Origin of the sequence: Asanoa ferruginea (assembly GCF_003387075.1) — a bacterium.
GTDB classification, from domain to species: Bacteria; Actinomycetota; Actinomycetes; order Mycobacteriales; family Micromonosporaceae; genus Asanoa; species Asanoa ferruginea.
Window position 1 is genome coordinate 6440156 of sequence record NZ_QUMQ01000001.1, and the last position, 18515, is coordinate 6458670.

Consider the following 18515-nt stretch of genomic DNA (forward strand, 5'->3'; position numbering starts at 1 on the left):
TGCCACCGTCGCCCCCGGAAAGGCATCGCTCATGACACCGCACAGAAAGCTCGGCACCGTCTTCATCGCCGCCACCCTGCTGAGCACGGCCCTCGTGCTGGTCGCCGGCCCGGCGAGCGCCGCCGCGCCGGTCGAGGTCATGCCCGCCGACGCACTTGCCGCCTTCAACCAATTCAAGGGCGAACCCGCGCCGCAGGTGCGGATCCTCCCGGTGACCCACCCCGACTTCAGCAGCGCGCTGGAGATCACCACCACGTCGGCACCGACCAGCTCCGGCCTCGACGGCGAATACGAGATCGCCCTGGGCGCCGAGATCGGCGGCGCGGTCAAGAAGGGCGACGCGGCGGTGGCCAGCTTCTGGGCCCGCAGCGTCACGCCGGTCGCCGGCAGCGACTCGGGCCAGGCGACGTTCATCTTCGAGCGCGACGGCGGCAGCTACACGAAGTCGGCCAACGCGCCGCTGAAGCTCGGCGCGCAGTGGCAGCGGTTCATGTTCCCGTTCCGGATGGCCGAGGACTACGCACCGGGTGACGCCCACTTCCAGTTCTGGCTGGGCTACGGGCCGCAGGTGTTGCAGGTCGCCGGCGTCTCGGTGCTCGACTACGGCCAGGGCGACCCGGCCGGGTTCCCCGCCGTCACCTACGCCGGCCGGGAGAGCACCGCGGCGTGGCGCACCGCCGCCGCGGCCCGGATCGACCAGTTTCGCAAGGGCGACCTCACGGTCGACGTCGTCGACGCCGCGGGCCACCCGGTGCCCGGCGCCGACGTCAAGGTCGCGATGCAGGACCACGACTTCGACTTCGGCACCGCCGCTTCGGCGCCGTGGCTGGTGTCGGACTCGCCGGACGGCGCCAAATACCGTGACGTGGTCGCGAAGGACTTCAACTCCGTCGCGCTCGGCAACGACCTGAAGTGGAACTACTGGGAGGACCAGGCCACCCGGACCAACAACACGCTGCCGGCGCTCGAGTGGCTCAAGGAGCAGGGCCACACCGTGCACGGGCACAACCTGGTCTGGGGCTCGTGGGGCCTCATGCCGCCCGACGTGCGCACGCTGGCCGGCGACCCGGCCGCGCTGCGGGCCCGGATCGACGGGCACGTCACCGACGAGGTCAGCGCGCTGAAGGGCATCGCCGACGAGTGGGACGTGGTCAACGAGCCCTACTCGGAGCACAACGTCACCGACATCCTCGGCTCGGCGGAGATCGGCCGCTGGTTCGAGCTGGCGCGGCAGGCCGACCCCGACGCGCTGCTCTACCTCAACGAGTACGACCTCATCGAGGACAACGGCTGGAACCTGCGCAAGCAGAAATACATCCACGACCTGCTCGCCGACCTGCTCGCGCAGGGCGCCCCGGTCGACGTGCTCGGCATCCAGGGCCACTTCAGCGGCCTGCAACTCACGCCGCCCGCCGACCTGCCCGCGCTCTTCGACCAATACAGCAGCCTCGGCCTGCCGCTCGAGATCACCGAGTTCGACGTGGCGACCGACGACGAGCAGTTGCAGGCCGACTACACCCGCGACTTCCTCACGATGGCCTTCAGCCAGCCGTCGATCACCGGCGTGAGCAGCTTCGGCTTCTGGGAGCCCAACATCTGGAACCCGCTGGTGGCGTTCTACCGGCCGGACTGGACCCCGAAGCCCAACCTGCTCGCCCTCCGCGACCTGGTCTTCAAGCAGTGGTGGACCAACGCGACCGGCAAGACGGCGACCGACGGCCGCTATGCCGTTCGCGGGTTCCAGGGCCACTACCTGGTGACCGTGACCGTCAACGGCGTCGCCAAGCAGGTCGAGGTCGACATGCCGACGAACGCGGGCGCCTCGGTGAAGGTGGTCGCCGACGGCATCGGCACCACCGTGCGCACCGACCTGGGCAGCACGATCGTGGCCGGCGGCTTCGAGCACGGCACCAACGGCTGGACGCCGCTGGCACCCGGCGCGGCCGCGGTCACCGACGCGATTGGCGGGACCGGGGCCGTGCGCACCTCGGCGACCCCCACCAGCGGCAGCGGCCTGCGCCAGCCCGTGCTCGGCCTGACCGGCGGCAGCAACTACACGCTTGCCGGCTGGGGCCGCTCCAACGGGCCGGACAACCAGTGCTTCATCGGCGTACGCGGTGGGCCCGCGCCCGGCACGACCAGCTTCCAGCACACGCTGAACTATCGCGACGAGTCGGCGTACACCCAGCAGGTTCTGGCCTTCACCGCGCCGCCGGGAACCGGCTGGGCCGAGGTGTTCCTCTGGCAGAACCCCGTGCCCGGTGGCCGCACCTGCACCTTCGACGAGGTGTCGCTGACCCCGACCGTCGGCACGCCGCCGGCACCGGTGGCACCGCCGTTCGTCACGCCGAAGCTGCCGGGCAACACCAACACGCTCGCCAACGGCGCTGTCGAGGCCGGCACCACCAGCGGCTTCTACTGCCTGGGCGGCTGCGGCGCGCTCTCGGTGGTGAACAGCCCCGTGCACAGCGGCACCGGCGCGCTCAAGGTGACCGGGCGGTCGGCCAACTGGGTCGGCCCGGCGCAGGGCGTGACGGTCGGGCTCAACGGCCGCTACGACGCGTCGGCGTGGGTCCGGCTCGCGACACCCGGCACGGCGACCGCCGAGATCCGGCTCAAGGTGTGGACCTCCACCGGTCAGGTGACGATCCCGTTCGGCTCGGCCGCGGTGAGCGACACCGGCTGGACGCAGATCCGGGGCAACAACATCCCGGTCTCGTTCACCGGCTCGTTCTCCCGGGCGGAGTGGTGGATCGACACCACTGCCGGCACGCCCGACCTGCTGGTCGACGACCTGGCGTTCAACGTGCACGCCTCGCCGCCCGCGGGGGTCGACCTGCTGGGCAACGGTGACGTCGAGACCGCGGGCCCCGGCTGGTATTGCTTCTCGCCCTGCACGTCGAGCGCGGTGACCGCCCCGGTGCACACGGGCCAGCAGGCGCTGCGGGCCACCAACCGCACCTACGAGTGGGCCGGGCCGGCGCAGGGCGTGCAGCTCACCAACGGCGCCCGCTACAAGACGACGGCGTGGATCCGGCTCGCCGACGGTGCACCGGCCACGACCGCGCTGATCAAGGCCAAGCTCTACTTCACCGACGGCACGACCACCTCGGTGCCGCTCGCCTCCGGCCCGGTCAGCGCGGCCGGCTGGACCCAGGTCTCCGCCAACGACATCCCGTTGAGCTGGACCAAGACGCTCAGCCGCGCGGAGTGGTGGATCAGCACCACCAGCGGGGCCGACGACCTCTACGTCGACGACGCCGCCCTGCAACCGGCGGGCGCCGATCGGACCACCTTCGCCCCGGTCGTGCCCCGGGACGTCTGCGTGGTCGACAACCACAACGGCACGCACACGGCGTACCTCGGCTACAACAACCCGAACGCGTTCGGGCTGCCCGTGCCGATCGGCGCCCGCAACACCTTCGCCACCACCCCCGCTGACCGCGGTCAACCCGTCGCGTTCCTGCCCTTCCAGCGCCCGCGCCGGGTGGGCGTCCCGTTCGCCGACACGTCCTCGGTGACGTGGCAACTCGGCGGGCAGAACGCCAGCGCGACCGCCACCACCACCCCTTGTGTCTGACTTCGTCCCAGGAGAAGCAACCATGCAACGACGTACGTTGATCAAGGCAGCCGTCGCGGCGGCCTTCACACCCGCCCTCGCCGCCTGTGGTGGTTCCGACGAGAAGGCGGCGGCCGGATCGCAGCTCGCGAGCTGGGACTGGCTGGTGAGCCAGGCCGACTGGATGGACAACGAGATCAAGCTGTTCCAGGCGGCGCACGGCGGCAACACGATCCGGAAGACCACCCAGGTCACCGACAAATACCCGGACCTGTTCGCGCTCGCGGCCCGCAGCGGCACGGCGCCGGACGTGTTCCAGATCGCGCGTACGCCGACGATCCAGGAGCAGGTCAGCAACGGCTGGCTGCTGCCGCTGGACAAGTGGGCCACCGAGTCGTGGAAGTCGAAGTTCGGCCCGGGCTGGTTCGGCGAGGGCGGCAACACCTTCGGTGGCAAGACCTACAGCGCGCCGTTCAACGGTGCCGGCTCCAACCTCCAGCTCTACTGCCACCACGGGCTGTTCAAGCAGGCCGGCCTGGTCAACGGCGACGGCACCCCGCAACTGCCGAAGACCTGGGACGACGTCACCCGCGCGGCCGAGGCGATCACCAGCAAGGGCGGCGGCAAGGCGTTCGGCCTAGGCTTCGGCAACTCGCAGGGCGGCGCGCTCTCCTGGTTGACGGAGATCTTCACCCGGGGCGCCGGCTCGGTGGGCGGCACGAACAACCTCGACTACCGGGTCGGCAAGTGGACCTACAGCACCGACCGCAACTATGCCGACTTCATCAACCTGCTGCTCGACTGGAAGCGGCGCGGGTTCATCTTCCCGACCGCCATGAGCGCCTCCGACGAGCAGGCCCGGGCGTTCTTCGCGCAGGGCAAGTTCGGCATGATCGTCAACGGGGTGTGGAGCCAGGCGGCCTGGAAGGAGTCGAAGTTCACCGACTACAGCCTCGTCACCCTCCCGTCGCCGACGGCGACGCCGCAGGGCTACTTCTACTACGGCCAGGGCAGCAGCGCCCGGATGTTCGGCATCTCGGCGAAGACGGCCAACCCGGACGCGGCCTTCGCGTGGCTCGACTGGCTCTACAGCAAGGACGCGGGGCAGCGCTGGGTGAAGGCGGGCCTGGGCCTGTCGGCGTACGCGGAGAACAACGACCCTTCGCTCGTCGACTTCGCGCCGTTCGCGCAATACGTGGCGACCTCGACCACCAACCTGCCGGGCCCCGACCCCATCCTGCGCAACCCGGAGCTGGCCAAGGTCAAGGTCGCCGCCGTGAAGCCCGACATCAACGACGTGCTCGCGGGCCTCTACACCGGCCAGCTCAAGGACATCGCCGGGGCGCTCTCGGAGCTCGACGGCCGGCTCAACAAGGCCCAGGAGGACGGGGTCGCGGCCGCCGCGAAGGCGGGTGCGAAGGTCAGCATGACCGACTACGTCTTCGCCGACTGGGACCCGACGAAGCCTTACGTGGTCAAGCCTTCCTGACAAAGGGGAGCCGCCGGGCCCACCGGCCCGGCGGCCCGCTCCACCGACGACAAGGAACACTGAGATGAACGTGCGCCGCGAGTCGCTGGCCGGCCGGATGTGGACGGCCCGCTGGTCCTACGCCTACGCGCTGCCGATGCTGGCCCTGCTGCTGGTCTTCATCGTCTACCCGATCGCGGCGTCACTGGGCTACACGCTCTACAAGTGGAACGGCATCGGGGACCCGACCGACTTCGTCGGCCTCGACAACTTCCGCCGGGTCATCGACGACTCGATCTTCTGGGGCGCGCTCAAGCACACGTTCCTCTACGTCGCGATCGTCGTACCCGTGCAGCTTTTCCTGGCTCTCGGTCTGGCCCTGGTGCTCAACCAGAAGAAGCTCAAGTTCGCGTCGTTCTACCGCACCGTCTTCTTCCTGCCGGTGGTCACGTCGGCGGCGGTCATCGGCGTCGTCATCCAGTTGCTGTTCTCCAACTTCGGCGACGTCATCAACAACATCCTGCGCGACCTGCACGTGACGCATGGCTACATCGACTGGCTCGGCGACCCGCGGTTCGCGATGGGCATCATCATCGTGATCGGCATCTGGCACACGCTCGGCTACAACCTCGTCTACTTCCTGGCCGGCCTGCAGACCATTCCCGAGGATCTGTACGAGGCCGCCAAGCTCGACGGCGCCGGCCGGTTCGCGTCGTTCCGCTACATCACGGTGCCGATGCTCAGGTCGGTCGGAATCGTCATCGTGCTGCTCGCGCTCGTCGGCTCGTTCCAGGTCTTCGACATGGTGCAGGTGCTCACCAACGGCGGCCCCTATTTCGCGACCGAGGTCGTCAACACATACATCTACCACCTGGCATTCGGGGGTACGGGCGACGTCGACCCCGATGTCGGCCTCGCCTCGGCGGCGTCCTTCTTCTACGGGATCCTGCTGATCGCCCTCTCCGTCGTCCAGGTCGTGGTCCTGCGCTCGCTGGCGCGGCGCCGGGCCGCGAAATAGAAGGGTTCCTCGCATGTCGTCCGTCGCCACCACCGTGCCCCCGCTGTCTCGACCCGCGGCGCCCGCTCCTTTGCCCGCCCGCCGCCGTCGTCGCCGACCCCGCGCCGCGATGGTGATGACCCACGTGGCGCTGGTGGTCAGCGGCCTCGCGTGGATGTATCCGTTCCTGTGGACGCTGGGCAGTTCGCTCAAGGGGACGGACGAGTTCTTCGGCCGTGGCCTCAACCCGCTGCCGTCGCAACTGCTGTGGAGCAACTACCAGCAGGCGTGGGAACAGGCGTCGTTCGGCACCTACTTCATCAACACCCTGCTGATCACGATCGGCACCTGCGTCGGCACCTTGCTGGTGACGGCGATGGCCGGCTATGTGCTGGCCCGCGCGCCATTCCCGGGCCGGGGCATCTTCCTGTTCCTCATCTCGGCGACGCTGTTCCTGCCGCACGGCTACACGATCATCCCGATCTTCGACCTGATGGAGAAGCTGGGCCTGCTCAACTCCCTCTTCTCGATCATCATCGTGCAGGCCGCCGGCGGCGTGGTCTTCGGGACGTTCCTGTTCATGGGCTATTTCCAGACCATCGACAGCGAGTTGGAAGACGCGGCGAAGGTGGATGGGGCGAGCTTCCACCAGACCTTCTGGCGCATCATGCTGCCGCTGTCGGGGCCGATGCTGGCGACGGTCGGCCTGTTCACCGCGATCAGCGCGTGGAACAGCTATTTCATCCCGTTGGTCTTCACGCTGGCCCGCCCGGAGCAACGGACGCTGTCCGTCGGCATGTATGCGTTCATCGGCGAGAACTCCACACAATGGACGTTGCTTTGTGCAGGATCGATTATCACGCTGGTCCCGATCATCGCCCTGTTCGTGATGCTGCAACGCTTCTTCGTCAACGGCCTAGCCGGCGCGATCAAGGGGTGACCTGTCGCCGACGGACCACTTGTGACCGAAGGGGTCCGTGAAGCCGCCCTGGCGGTGCGTCCCCCACGGCACGACGTGATCCTCGATCGCCGATCCAGCAGTGGCGCCGGCGGCGAGGGCGCGTTCGATGATGGTGTCGGGGTCGTCCGTGAACATCTCGATGCGGGCGCTCGTGACTCCCGCCTGGCCGGGACTGGTCTCGGCGGGGTTCTCGGGATTGACCTGGTGCAGGAAGAAGGGTGCGCCGCCGATCTCGAGGCCGGCCACGCCACCGAGGTTCCACAGCTCGGTCGCGCCCAGCGCCGCCTTGTACCAGGCAACCGCGGCGTCCGCGTCGGGAACGATGAGCATCACGGAGATCACGTTTGGTTCCTCGGTCATCCCCACAGCATGCCGCTTTCGTCAATGACGGTGGGTGTGGTCGGGCTGCGCCGGGTCGGCGGGGTGTTCGGCACCGGGAGCGCGCCGGACGCGGTCGCGAACCTGAACATCGAGCCACCGCGCGAACGCCGCCGCGCGCGCGGCGCCGAGCAACTGCGCGGCGAGGTCTTGACCGCCGGTCTCGGCGCTGTCGAGGACCTCGAGCACGTCTCCACCGACCGTGACGACCGCGCCGGGCGGGGCCGCGAAGACCAGCGGCCCGAGTGCCTCGGCACGCCGCAGCCGATACGGCCGGCCCCCGTTGACCGGCCGGCCGGCGCGGACATGCCGAACCACCCGGACCTCCTCGGCGGCCAACTCCGGATTGGCCGCCCGGTAGGCGGCAACCTCGGCCGCGCTCACCGCGACGCCGGCCGTCACCGCGGCGAAGACGCCCGCCGCGTGTGGCGACCGGGCCAACGCGGCGGCCGCGATGCTGCCCAACGCCACCCGATCCGCGTCTGCCAGCGGACCCGACGCCGGCAGGCCCCGGCGCGCGGCCTCCGCGGCAAGGACGTCCCGAACAACCAGCACCTGAACCACCCACCGCCGAAGCTGCCGCCCCTCGGCGGTTTCCGGCGTCGGCAACGCGTGCCCGCCCGGCCCTCGATAGAGCCGACCCAGCTCCGCGGCGACGGCATCCGAATGGATCGGCTCGCCGTCGACCCACGCCACCGTCATATTTCGACCGCTGGCCGTGGTGGCGCGGTAGTGGCGATCCGGCCGATGCATGCCGCCGTCATGGTTCGACCGCTGGCCGTGGTGGCGCGGTAGTGGCGATCCGGCCGATGCATGCCGCCGTCATGGTTCGACCGCTGGCCGTGGCGGCGCGGTGGTGGCGACCCTGGCGATCCCTGCCCGCTGTCATGGTTCGACCGTCCGTGGCGGAATGGTGGTGGCGATTCCGCCGACCCATGCCGCCGTCATGGCTCGACCACCAGCCGCACCGGGGCGGTGTAGGCAACCCGGCCGAACCACATGACCTTGGCCAGTGCCCACCACGTGCCTGGGGTGGCGTCGGTCGGCACGGTTACCCCGAACGACACCGACGCCTTGCCGCCGGCGTCGAGCGCGAAGCCCTGGGTGTGCGGCGCGAGCATGTCCCAGGTGCCCCACGGGCTGATCACCTGTGCCTCGCCGTGCACGGCATACCCGGCCGGGTTGGCCAGCGACAACGTGATCGTCGCCCGCTGGCCGGCACGCAGCCGCAGTTCGTCGACGTCGAGTTCGGCCGACAGGGCCGGCCCGGCATCGCCGAGCGCCAGCACGTCTTCGACCGTGCTGCCGGCATGTTCCAACTGGGCCGTGACGACACCGCCGGCGGCCGCGTCCGGACCGGGCACGAGGTCGACGCCGAACGACGTCCAGCCGCCCGGCTCCAAGCGGACCGGCCGCTCGGCCGGGTCAGCCGTCCAGCCGGCGGGAGCTTCGATCCACACCGTCCCGTCGAAGGGACCATCGACGAGGTCGCTCGCCACGGTCACCGAAATCGCACCGGACGCCGCGCGGTGGAGGTGCACGCTCACCGGCTGGTTGCCCATCGGCGCGGGACCCTTGTTGTGTAGCCAGTAGCGGGCGTACACCGGCTGCACCGGCTCGCTCCGTGGCCCGAGTTCGACGGACGACGAGCCAGGCGCTGCGTTGAGCAACCACGTCTCGATCTCGAACGGCTCGAGCACCGAAGGGTCACCCGGCCGTGGGCGCTCCACCACGTCGGCCCGGCCGGCAACCGTGAGACCTGGACCCGCCAGCCGAACGGTGGCGGTCCGGCCGTGTGGCTCGTAGACCCGGGCCGTGACCCCAGCGCGCTCAGCGGCCGGGCGGCCCGACGCGAGGGGATCACCGGTGGCCTTGAGCGCGGTGAGCACCGCACCCGGCGACACGGTCAACAACGCCGACGAGGCCGGCAACGACCCCGGGTGTGCCTCGGCCACCACAGCGACGAGCGGATGGTTGTAGTCGTGCGCCCGCGCCGTGATCCCGCCCGCGCGCCAGTCACCGTCGGAGGACGTGAGCGCGTACTCGAACGAGTGGGTCCAATGTTGGAGCGCGAACGGCGAACCATCGGGCGCGGTCCGGCGCGGCGGGTCGATCCACACCCCGGTCGGCCAGCCGGTGCACGACCGCAACAGCGACAGGTGCAGCCCGCCGTCGGCGGTGACCGCGAACCCGGGAACGCCCCGGTTGAGCACCGCGACAGTCCGGTCCTCGTAGGCCTCCGGCGAGAACGAGCCGGCCACCGGAACCGAGAACTCGGCCAGGTCGGCGACCAGCGCGGCGACCGCCGCCGCGTCGTCATCCGTCGACGCCACCAGCAGGACGGGCAGGTCGCGCAGGCCGGTGAGGTCGGCGCTCGGTTGCCAGACCTCGTCCAGCGGCCGCGCGGCGGGCAGCCACATGCGGACGGCGCCGGTGGCGGCGAGTTGCCGGTCGAACGCGGCCGCGTGGTCCGGACCGGCGGCGGCCAGCACAGCGGCGGTGAACGCGTTGCGAGCTGGACTCCCGACGGAGATCCGCACGTCGGGCAGGTTTGAGTCGATCTCCAGCCGGCCGTAGCGCGGCCCTGAGGCGGTGGTGGAGGTGGCGGTCACCCCGGCGCGCACCAGCGCCACCGCGAGCGGACGCCCCAGCTCGGCGGGCTCCGGCACGATCACCTCGGCCACGCCGATGGCCCGATGACCAACAGAGTCGGGCGACGTCAGCGTGACCCGGGCCGTGGTCCCGGAGCCGAACCACCGGTAGGCCGGGTTGTCGAGCGTCCACGGATGCCGCGCGCTGTCGACGTCGGGATGGGCGAACCCGCGCGCGACCACCGCGTTGGCCACTTCCGACAGCGGCAGCCCGCCGGGCACCCCGACCGGCCAGCGCAGCCGCACCAGGTGGTCGCTGCCGGTGAACTCGTCGACCCGGGTGACGCAGTCCACGTGGGACAGCCCGTGCCACAGCGTCAGCGTCTGCGTGTAGCGAACCGGGCCGACCGACCCCGTGACGACGATCCGTGAACCGACCGGGCTGTGCTCGACGCGCACCGACGACGCCGGCTGCGAACCGGACGCCACCACCGGGCCGCCGGTCGGCAACAGATGCCACGGACCCTCGTGGAACTCGGGGTGTTCGGCGTACTCGTCGTACACCAGGATCTCGTTGCCCACCCGACCGGGCCGCAGCAGCTCTCGACCGGTGGCCAGCTCGACGAGCGAAGAGACCGTGCCGCCGCGCGCCGGGTCGACCGTGAGCCGGTAGGCGGAGTTGGCGATGCTCAGTCCCGCGCCGACGGACCAGCCAGGGGCAACGGGCGACGGGACCAACCGGTAGGCGCTCTGGCCCAGCGACGGCACGTCGCGCGCGAGAAACGTCAGCCGGTCGCCGCACCGCACGGAAGGCACCGCGTCGCCGGAGGAATCCACCACCTGCGCGGGAGACGGCACCGAAACGGTGACCACGTCTGTGCGTGACCACGATGACGGGTTGAAGACCAGCACGGCCGAACCGGGCCCGGTGGTGTCGACCTGGTCGCCGAGGTGGCGCACCGCCGCGTCGTGCACTCCCCGGGCCAGGTCGTGCGCCTCCCGCCAGCCGGCCAGCAGATCGAGGTAGACCTGGTCCGACTCGGTCCCGGTGATGGCGTCATGATGCGCGCCGTAGATGAGCAGCCGCCACGCCCGGTCCAGCGCCTCGACCGGGTAGCGCGCGTCGCCGTGCACCGACGCCAGCGTCGCCCACTTCTCCGCGTCGACAACCAGGTTCTCCACGACCCGGTGCGCCTGCTTGGTGTCTATATAGGACACGTCTTTGCCCGTGTAGATCGGGTTCATGTCCCGGGTCTGCGGGCTCAGCGATGTCAGCGAGGCCCGCACCGCGGCGAAGAAGTCGCGGGGGAGCGAACACACCAGCCGGGGCCAGAGATAACGGCTGTTCCAGTCGCGGTGGATCTCGGTCAGCCATTTGTTCGGCGGCGAATAGTCGGTGCCGACCGGCAGCATGATGTGGCGGGTGGCCGCGGCCGGCCGCATCAACCGCCACAGCCGCAGCACCGCCTCCTCCGCCTCGGCGAGCGTGGCGGCCGAGTCCATCCACCAGCCGGCGCTGTAGTGCGCGGGCATATAGCTGGTCAGCAACCCCTGCCCGCTCGGCGCGATCCACTCGAACTCGCTCGGGAACTGCATCGCCGACGCGTCGGTGACCACGTCGCCGGCCACCCGCATCATCGGGCCCCACTGGTGGAACGGGCCGCGCGCCCACGAACTCGACGTGAGCCCGGCGTCGGCCATGATGCCGGGAAACTGCGGATCGTGCCCGAAGGCGTCGAGCTGCCATGCGGTCGCCGGGTCGCCGCCGAGCACGTCGCGCTGGAAACCGAGCCCGTGCACGACGTTGCGGATGGTCGTCTCGGCACCGGTCAGGTTGGTGTTGGGCTCGTTGTAGGTGCCGCCCATCAGCTCCAGCCGACCCTCGGCGAGCAGCCGCCGGATCAGGTCGCGGTCCTGCGGATAGCAGTCCCAGTAGGGCTTGAGATAGTCGACCTCGGCCAGCACGAACTTGTAGTCGGGATCCCGCCGGGCCAGTTCGAGATGCGTGCGAACGAGGTCGAATCCGGTGTGCTGATAGGCCGCGCGGTGCTCCTGTGCGGCGCCGGGCAGGGCATTCCATTCACTGGTGTACGCGGCCTGCGTGTTCCACCACACCGGGTCGTAGTGGAAGTGCGACACCAGGTGGACGGTCCAGCCCGGCTCGGCGACGACGACCGTGCCCGCACCGTGCACCGTCTCACCGCCGGCGCGGGCGGTGACGGTGACCGGCACCTCGGCGCCGGTAGGACCGCCAACGTCGACCGCCACCTCGACTACCGCGACACCCGTGGCGTCCGCGTCAGCGACGAAACCCTCGACCTCCACGGGTACGCCCGGGCGTGCACCCGCCACCGCGATCCGCACCACCTGGCGCGGCTCGTCGACCGTCCCGACGAACAGGTCGGTCGACGAGATCGACGTGATCCGGAGCGACATCAGGCGTCGAGCAGCGTGGTGATGTCGACCGCGCGCCCGGTGCGGAACGACTCGTTGGCCCCCAGCCCCGGGAGCAACGCGAGCAGGCCGTCCTCGGCATTCGCACGGTCGGCCGCCTGGTCGCTGGTGCCGTCCAGCAGCGCGGCGAGCATCCGCTGGTCGCCACCGCCGTGCCCGCCGTGGTCGAACGCGGGAACCGTCACCTCTTCCGGCGGCTGCCAGAGCCGCCGCACCAGGATCCGGGCGCCGCCGGCCGTCTCCGCCGCGAGGTCACCGTGCACCGAGCCCTTGGCCGACTCGATCCGGGCCGCGGGCTGGGTCCAGAGCGCCTCCTCGACCTCGAGTTCGAGCCGGCCGCCGGTGCCGTTGAACATCACCCGGTAGCCCTCCCACGGGGAGTACGCGGTCAAGTGGTAGCTCATCGACGCGCCGGTGTCGTACCCGATGACCAGCGCCATGTCGTCTTCGATGGTGATGCCGTCGCCGAACACGTTCTGGTCGCGGAGATAGCCCGAGTCGACCTCCGCTTCGAGGTAGAGCGCGCGCAGGCTGGGGTTGTCGGCCAAGTGGATGGCGAACGGGTCGTCCTGCGCGGCCGGCGAGCCGTGCGCCCGGACGTAGTCGCGGGCGTAGCCGGTGCGCTTGCCGTTGGCGCCGTAGAAGGCCAGCCGGCCCTGCCCGTAGACGGACACCGGCCGGGCAGCGAGCCACCAGTTGACCAGATCGAAGTGGTGGCTGGCCTTGTGCACCATCAGCCCGCCGGAGTTGACCCGCTCGCGGTGCCAGCGACGGAAGTAGTCGGCACCGTGCCGCACGTCGAGCAGCCACTCGAAGTGCACCGAGAGCACGTCGCCGATCGCGCCGGACCGGAGCAGGTCGCGCACCTTGGCATGCACCGGGTTGAACCGGTAGTTGAACGCGACCGTCAGGTCGCCGCCGGTGTCGCGCACGGCGGCCATGATGCGGCGGGCCTTCGTGGTGTCGGTCGTCATCGCCTTCTCGGTGATGACCCGGGCGCCAGCCCGCAGCGCGCGGACGATGTAGTCGTCGTGGGTGGCGTCGGGCGAGGTCACCACGACCAGGTCGGGAACGTCCTGAAGCAGCCGGTCGAAGTCGCCGGGCGCCCAGGTCCAGGCCGCCGGGCGACCGTGCTCGGCGAGCAGCTTGTTGTGGAACGCCATCCGGGTCGGGCTCGGGTCGCAGAGGCCGACGACGTCGTACGCGGGCCGGCTGGCGAGGCCCGCGGTGAAGAGCTGGGCACGATGGCCGGTGCCGACGATGGCGACCCGTGACGCTGGCATGACAGTTGCCTTTCGGTCTCGTGTGGACCGCGCTGGACCGGTCCACCGCGAAAGGGACGCTAACAGTGGACCGGTCCAACAACAAGCCGTACGCTACCCGGAATGTGGCGGGAACAGCTGCGGGCAGACCCGCGGATCGGCGTAGTCGGGCGCACCGTCGCGGCGCCGGACGAGCCGGTCGTTGCCGTGTCGGGCCGGCTGGCCGTCCGGCCCGACATGCCGCCGCCACCGGTTGTCGGCGGGCTGGAGGTGGATCGCCAGCGACCGGCGCGGTGCGCTGCCGTGGTTGGGCCCGCTGCCGTGCACCGTGCGGCAGTGGTGGAAGCTGACCTGGCCGCGCCGCATGGTCGTCGGCCTGACCTTCACCCGGAAGCCCTGCCGCTCGATCCGGTCGGTGAGCGCGTCCAGGTCCTGCGCGAAGAAGTCCAACCCCTCCACGTCCCAGTGGTGGCTGCCTTCCAGGAACGACACCGAACCGCTCGACTCGTCGACGTCGTGGAACGCGACCCAGGCCGTGAGCATGTTGTCCGACGAGCAGGTCTGCCAGTACTGCCGGTCGGTGTGCCAGCCGACGTTCGCGACCAGCCCGGCGCTGTCGACCGGCTTGTAGAGCAGTTGGTCGTGCCAGAGCCGGATCCCGGTGGCACCGGCGAGCCGCGCGGCGGTGGCGGCGATCGCCGGATAGCTGACCAGGTCGGCCAGTTCGCGCACCACCAGCGAGGCGTAGTCGTTCTTGCGCAGCCCCGGCCCGGCTGTCCAACCGGCGGGCACGGCGAGGTCGGCGTCCCGTTCCCTGGCGTAGAAGCGCCGCATACCACGCTCGGCGGCGTCGAGAACCGCGCCGGGCACGATGACCGGCGAGACCCAGAAACCATGTTCGCGGTACGCCGCGACGTCGTCGGGTCCTGGCAAGAAGGAGTGATCCATGGTGTCGAACGTAGGTAGCGGAACCGATGCGTTCGTGCCTGATCCGGCCGAGTTCGGTGCGAATCCGAACGCGCTGATCCTGCACGGCACTCCGGGCAGAGCGGAGTTCTACAACCCGGATGTGCCCTCGTCGAGCAACCACCACTGGCTGCCCTGGCTCGCCAAGCAGCTCATCGTGCGGGACATCCCGGCGCACACGCCGGAGATGCCGATGGCCTTCGCGCCGTACTACCCGGCCTGGCGGCGCGAGTTCGAGCGCTACGACGTCGGCCCCCGCACGCTGTTCGCGGCGCACAGTTGCGGCGCGGGCTTCCTGCTGCGCTGGCTCAGCGAGCATCCGGACGTCTTCGTCGGCCGGGTGGTGCTGGTCGCGCCGTGGCTGGACCCGACCGATCGCGCACGTGGCTTCTGCGACTTCACGCTGGATCCGCACCTGGCCGCGCGTACCGCTGGATTGACGGTCTTCCACTCCGCCGACGACTTCGACGACATCCAGGTGACAGTGCGCCGGATCCGCGACACGGTGCTCGACCTGCGATACCGGGAATTCGAGGGGTACGGACACTTCGCCCGGCTCACGTTTCCGGAACTGCTCGGCGCGCTGGTGGACTGATGTCCGGAGTAGCGGTGTTCCGCCCGACCGGGGTCACGGCGGGGTTCCACGCCGACGTCCGCACCGACCCCGACGACGGCACCGGGCTCGTGCACGCCGGCGAGCAGTGGACGCCGGCCCGCTTCCGGATCGCGCCGCACACCCACCCGGTCTGGGAGTTCTACCTCCAGATGCACGGCGAGAGCACCTGGCAGGCCGGCGGCGAGTTGTTCGCGCTGCGCCCCGGTCACCTGCTCGGCGTCGGGCCCGGCGTGCCGCACCACATGCGCGACGAATCCTCGCGGCACAACCACTTCTGCTTCGCGGCCGTCGACCTGTCGCCGGCGCTGGTCCGCCATCCCGACCTCGCGGCCGACTGGCGCGGGCAGCCGCCGGCCGTGCACCGGGCCGGCTCCGACGCATTGGCCGAGACGTTCCGGCAGATCGGCCGGGAGCTGACCGCGGTCCGCCGGCACGGCACCACGGGCCTGCTCTTGGCGGTCGACCGGCTGGTGCTCGAGGTGAGCCGGCAGCTACGCGACACCCATCCGGTGCCGACGTTGGCGAGCCACCCGGCGGTGGCGGCCGCGAAGAACCTGCTCGACCGGGACAGCGCGCGGCGCTGGACGCTCGACGAGCTGTCCCGGGCGATCGGGCTCGCGCCGGGCTATCTGGCCCGGCTGTTCGCGCAGGAGGTCGGGATGACGCCGCACCGCTATCTCAACGAGCGCCGGGTGGTGCAGGCGCGGCACCTGCTGGCCAGCGGCGACCTGCCGGTGACCAGCATCGCGTTCGAGGTGGGCTTCGGCTCCAGCCAGCATTTCGCCCGGGTCTTCCGGCAGCTCACCGGTCGGACGCCCCGGGAGCACCGGCGGGCGGCGCGCCCCAGGGTTCAGGACCAGGCTTTGGCGTCACGGAACGGGAAATGACGCGCGGCGTCGAAGGTGGGCACGGGCTGGTAGCTGTTGACGCCTTTCTCGCCGCGCAGCCAGAAGGCGCTCGGGAACGGCTGCTCGTCGCCAAGGATGCGGGTCGACGTCGGGATGTAACGGATGGTCAGCCCGCAGCGCCGGTTGGGGCTCGTGTTGGCGTTGCTGCCATGGATGATGTTGGGGTGGTGCACCTCGACGTCACCGGGGCGCAGCACGATGTCGACCGCGTCGGCCTCATCGACGTCGACGGCGATCTCCTGGCCCAGCACGTTGTCGACCTCGGTGTTGGTGCGCATCGCCGCGATCTCCCGGGTGTGGCTGCCCGGCACCAGCCGCACACAGCCATTGTCCGGTGTGGAGTGATCGACGGCCAGCCACAGGGTGACCACCTCCATCGGCTCCAGCGGCCAGAAGGCGCTGTCCTGGTGCCAGAGCACCGGCTGGCCGGTGAACGGCGGCTTGCTGATGTAGTGCGAGGCGAACAGCGCGATGTCGGGCCCGACGAAATTCGCGGCGATGTCGAGCAGCCGGTCGTCGCTGATCAGCCGGATCCAGAATGGATCGTCGCGCAGGAAGGTGTGCCCGAGTTGCTCCGGGCGGACGTCGGGGTGTCGCTGCTCCAGCCAGGCGACGTGCTCGCTGGCCTCGGCGATCAGATCGGCGTCGATGACGTCGCGGAAGATGACGTAGCCGTCGCGGGCGTACGAGGTGGTAATCGACATGCCCTTCACCGTGTCACCGCCGGCGGGCGCGGGATACGCGGGCGGAAACCAGAACTTGTACGGTGTTGATGTGTCCGAGCGGACGGAACGGTTCGAGGACCACGCGCTGGGCCGGCCCTTCCACGCGGCGCTGGTCGATCTGAAGACCCGGTCCAACCCACACAGCCACCGCGACTATTTCGAGGTGATGGCGGTGGTCGCCGGCACCGGTGAGCAGGTCATCGGCCAGGCCGGGGTCCAGCCGTTGCGTCCGGGCGACCTCGTGCTGGTTCGGCCACGCGACCACCACACGATCGTCGGCCCGCTACGCTTCTTCAACATCGCGTTCCCGGCCACCGGCTGGCGCACCTTCGCCGGCCTCGCCGGCCTCGACCCGCGCTGGGGGACCGGTGCGCAGCCGCCGCTGGTGCACGACGACCGGGGCGCCGACCTGTGCGCGGCAGTCCTGCGGCTCTTCCACGACGGGCCGCGGCAGCCCGACCTCGTTCGGTTCTGGTGCGACGTGGTCGACCTGCTGGTGCCGGCCACGCCACGGCCCGCGCCGCCGCCCGGCATCCCCGACTGGCTGCTGACCGCGACGGCGGCGATGAGCCGGGAAGACTACCTGCGCGAGGGGATCGTCCGGCTGCGGGCACTGGCCCACGTCAGCGACGCGCACCTGGCCCGCAGCGTGCGCCGCTACTACGGCACCACGCCGACGGGGTTCGTCGCCGACCTGCGCCTGCGCCACGCGGCGACGCTGCTGGCCACGACGACCCGCACGATCTCCGACATCGCGTACGCGTGCGGTTTCGCCAGCGCGTCGTATTTCAGCCGCCAGTTCCACGAGGCACACGGCTCCTCGCCCCGCACCTTCCGCGACGCGGCCCGCCACGCGTTCGTGCCACGCGGCTGAACTCCTGCTCACGAACACCTACTAGACGACACATAATACCGGCCGTATTATGTGCTGCATGGTAGTGCCAGGCGAGATCAGGAGGCGACCATGAGCACGTCGACGTCGGCTGTGGACACCCTTCTCGCCGCCGCGGACCAGGAGTGGCGTGGCCTCGGCATTCACCGTCGCGACCGGGAGGCTCTCGCGGCCGACCTGCGCGCCGAGCTCGAGGCCGCGGTCGCCGACGGGCTCGATCCCGCGGAGCTTCTCGGGACTACGGACCCAGGCGAGTTCGCCGTCAGGATCGCCGAGGAAGCGGGCGTGCAGCGGGTCCCGCCGCGCTACGGCCAGATTGTCAGCGTTGCGAGCGCGGGCGCGGTGCTCGCCCTCGTCGTGGGATACGTCTTGGTCAACGGGCTGCACGAGGTAATCGTGGCGGCATTCGACCTGCCACGAAGCGTGCACGTGCCGGTGTGGCTCGCCGCTGGTGTCTTCTATGGCGGCGTCGCGGCGGTAGTCATCGCCGGGGCCGTCCTCGCCGTGCGGGTCGCCCTCCGCGACGCGCCCCGCATCCGGCACACCGCGGCCCGGATGACACTGCTGCTGCCGCCCGCCGTCGCAGCCGCGATAGTCGCTGCGGTCGGATTCGGCTCGGCGCTCGACTTCCCCTTCAGCCCACTGGCGATCGGGACCGAGGCGGCGATCCTGCTCGTCGCCTTCGTCGCGGCAACGGCGCTGGCCCGCCGTTGGTCCGTGACCGCGGCGGGGTGACGG

14 protein-coding genes are annotated in these 18515 nt (G+C 70.5%); 8 read left to right on the plus strand and 6 right to left on the minus strand.

The window, feature by feature from the left end; translation table 11 throughout:
* The first annotated feature begins 31 nt into the window (after positions 1–31).
* From DFJ67_RS30060 to DFJ67_RS30075, 4 genes are all read left to right on the plus strand, one after another.
* Entirely contained in the window at positions 32–3580 is a 3549-nt protein-coding gene (locus DFJ67_RS30060; RefSeq protein WP_203784117.1) for an endo-1,4-beta-xylanase, read from the plus strand.
* 22 nt (positions 3581–3602) lie between these two features.
* Positions 3603–5048 (plus strand): ABC transporter substrate-binding protein, encoded by a 1446-nt coding sequence (locus DFJ67_RS30065; protein WP_116071253.1) that lies wholly within the window; start codon positions 3603–3605, stop codon positions 5046–5048.
* A gap of 64 nt (positions 5049–5112) precedes the next feature.
* The gene (locus DFJ67_RS30070; RefSeq protein WP_116071255.1) at positions 5113–6045 is read left to right on the plus strand and encodes a carbohydrate ABC transporter permease; all 933 of its coding nucleotides are present in this window, start codon (positions 5113–5115) and stop codon (positions 6043–6045) included.
* A 13-nt stretch (positions 6046–6058) separates the two neighbouring features.
* Positions 6059–6964: a carbohydrate ABC transporter permease gene (locus DFJ67_RS30075; protein ID WP_116071257.1), complete on the plus strand. Its 906-nt coding sequence runs from the start codon at positions 6059–6061 to the stop codon at positions 6962–6964.
* On the opposite strand, the gene DFJ67_RS30080 is transcribed toward DFJ67_RS30075, so the two are convergent.
* The 5 genes from DFJ67_RS30080 to DFJ67_RS30100 all read right to left on the minus strand — a co-directional run bounded on the left by DFJ67_RS30080 (position 6941) and on the right by DFJ67_RS30100 (position 14618).
* Positions 6941–7345: a VOC family protein gene (locus DFJ67_RS30080; protein WP_116071259.1), complete on the minus strand. Its 405-nt coding sequence runs from the start codon at positions 7343–7345 to the stop codon at positions 6941–6943. The two genes, DFJ67_RS30075 and DFJ67_RS30080, sit on opposite strands and share 24 nt — an antisense overlap.
* Positions 7346–7366: 21 nt before the next feature.
* Positions 7367–8065, minus strand: coding sequence for a DUF7158 domain-containing protein (locus tag DFJ67_RS30085; RefSeq protein ID WP_116071261.1), 699 nt, complete (start codon positions 8063–8065; stop codon positions 7367–7369).
* Positions 8066–8307: 242 nt separating this feature from the next.
* Positions 8308–12390: a glycoside hydrolase family 38 N-terminal domain-containing protein gene (locus DFJ67_RS30090; protein WP_116071263.1), complete on the minus strand. Its 4083-nt coding sequence runs from the start codon at positions 12388–12390 to the stop codon at positions 8308–8310.
* Entirely contained in the window at positions 12390–13691 is a 1302-nt protein-coding gene (locus tag DFJ67_RS30095) for a Gfo/Idh/MocA family protein (RefSeq protein WP_116071265.1), read from the minus strand. The genes DFJ67_RS30090 and DFJ67_RS30095 overlap by 1 nt, the downstream gene beginning before the upstream one ends.
* Before the next feature lie 93 nt (positions 13692–13784).
* Positions 13785–14618: a phytanoyl-CoA dioxygenase family protein gene (locus tag DFJ67_RS30100; protein ID WP_116071267.1), complete on the minus strand. Its 834-nt coding sequence runs from the start codon at positions 14616–14618 to the stop codon at positions 13785–13787.
* Between DFJ67_RS30100 and DFJ67_RS30105 the strand changes: the two genes are divergently transcribed.
* Entirely contained in the window at positions 14617–15231 is a 615-nt protein-coding gene (locus DFJ67_RS30105) for an alpha/beta hydrolase (protein ID WP_116071269.1), read from the plus strand. The two genes, DFJ67_RS30100 and DFJ67_RS30105, sit on opposite strands and share 2 nt — an antisense overlap.
* Complete coding sequence (locus DFJ67_RS30110) at positions 15231–16139, plus strand: helix-turn-helix transcriptional regulator (protein WP_116071271.1); 909 nt, start codon at positions 15231–15233, stop codon at positions 16137–16139. Before DFJ67_RS30105 ends, DFJ67_RS30110 begins: the two co-directional genes overlap by 1 nt.
* Here DFJ67_RS30110 and DFJ67_RS30115 read toward each other — a convergent pair.
* Positions 16103–16864, minus strand: a complete 762-nt coding sequence (locus DFJ67_RS30115) for a phytanoyl-CoA dioxygenase family protein (RefSeq protein WP_116071273.1) — start codon at positions 16862–16864, stop codon at positions 16103–16105. The two genes, DFJ67_RS30110 and DFJ67_RS30115, sit on opposite strands and share 37 nt — an antisense overlap.
* Positions 16865–16934: 70 nt before the next feature.
* Here DFJ67_RS30115 and DFJ67_RS30120 point away from each other — a divergent pair, with 70 nt between their 5' ends.
* Together DFJ67_RS30120 and DFJ67_RS30125 are read left to right on the plus strand one after the other, a co-directional pair.
* Positions 16935–17759 (plus strand): helix-turn-helix transcriptional regulator, encoded by an 825-nt coding sequence (locus DFJ67_RS30120; RefSeq protein WP_147315659.1) that lies wholly within the window; start codon positions 16935–16937, stop codon positions 17757–17759.
* Between the two features lie 90 nt (positions 17760–17849).
* Positions 17850–18512, plus strand: coding sequence for a hypothetical protein (locus DFJ67_RS30125; protein ID WP_116071277.1), 663 nt, complete (start codon positions 17850–17852; stop codon positions 18510–18512).
* The last annotated feature ends 3 nt before the right edge of the window (positions 18513–18515 follow it).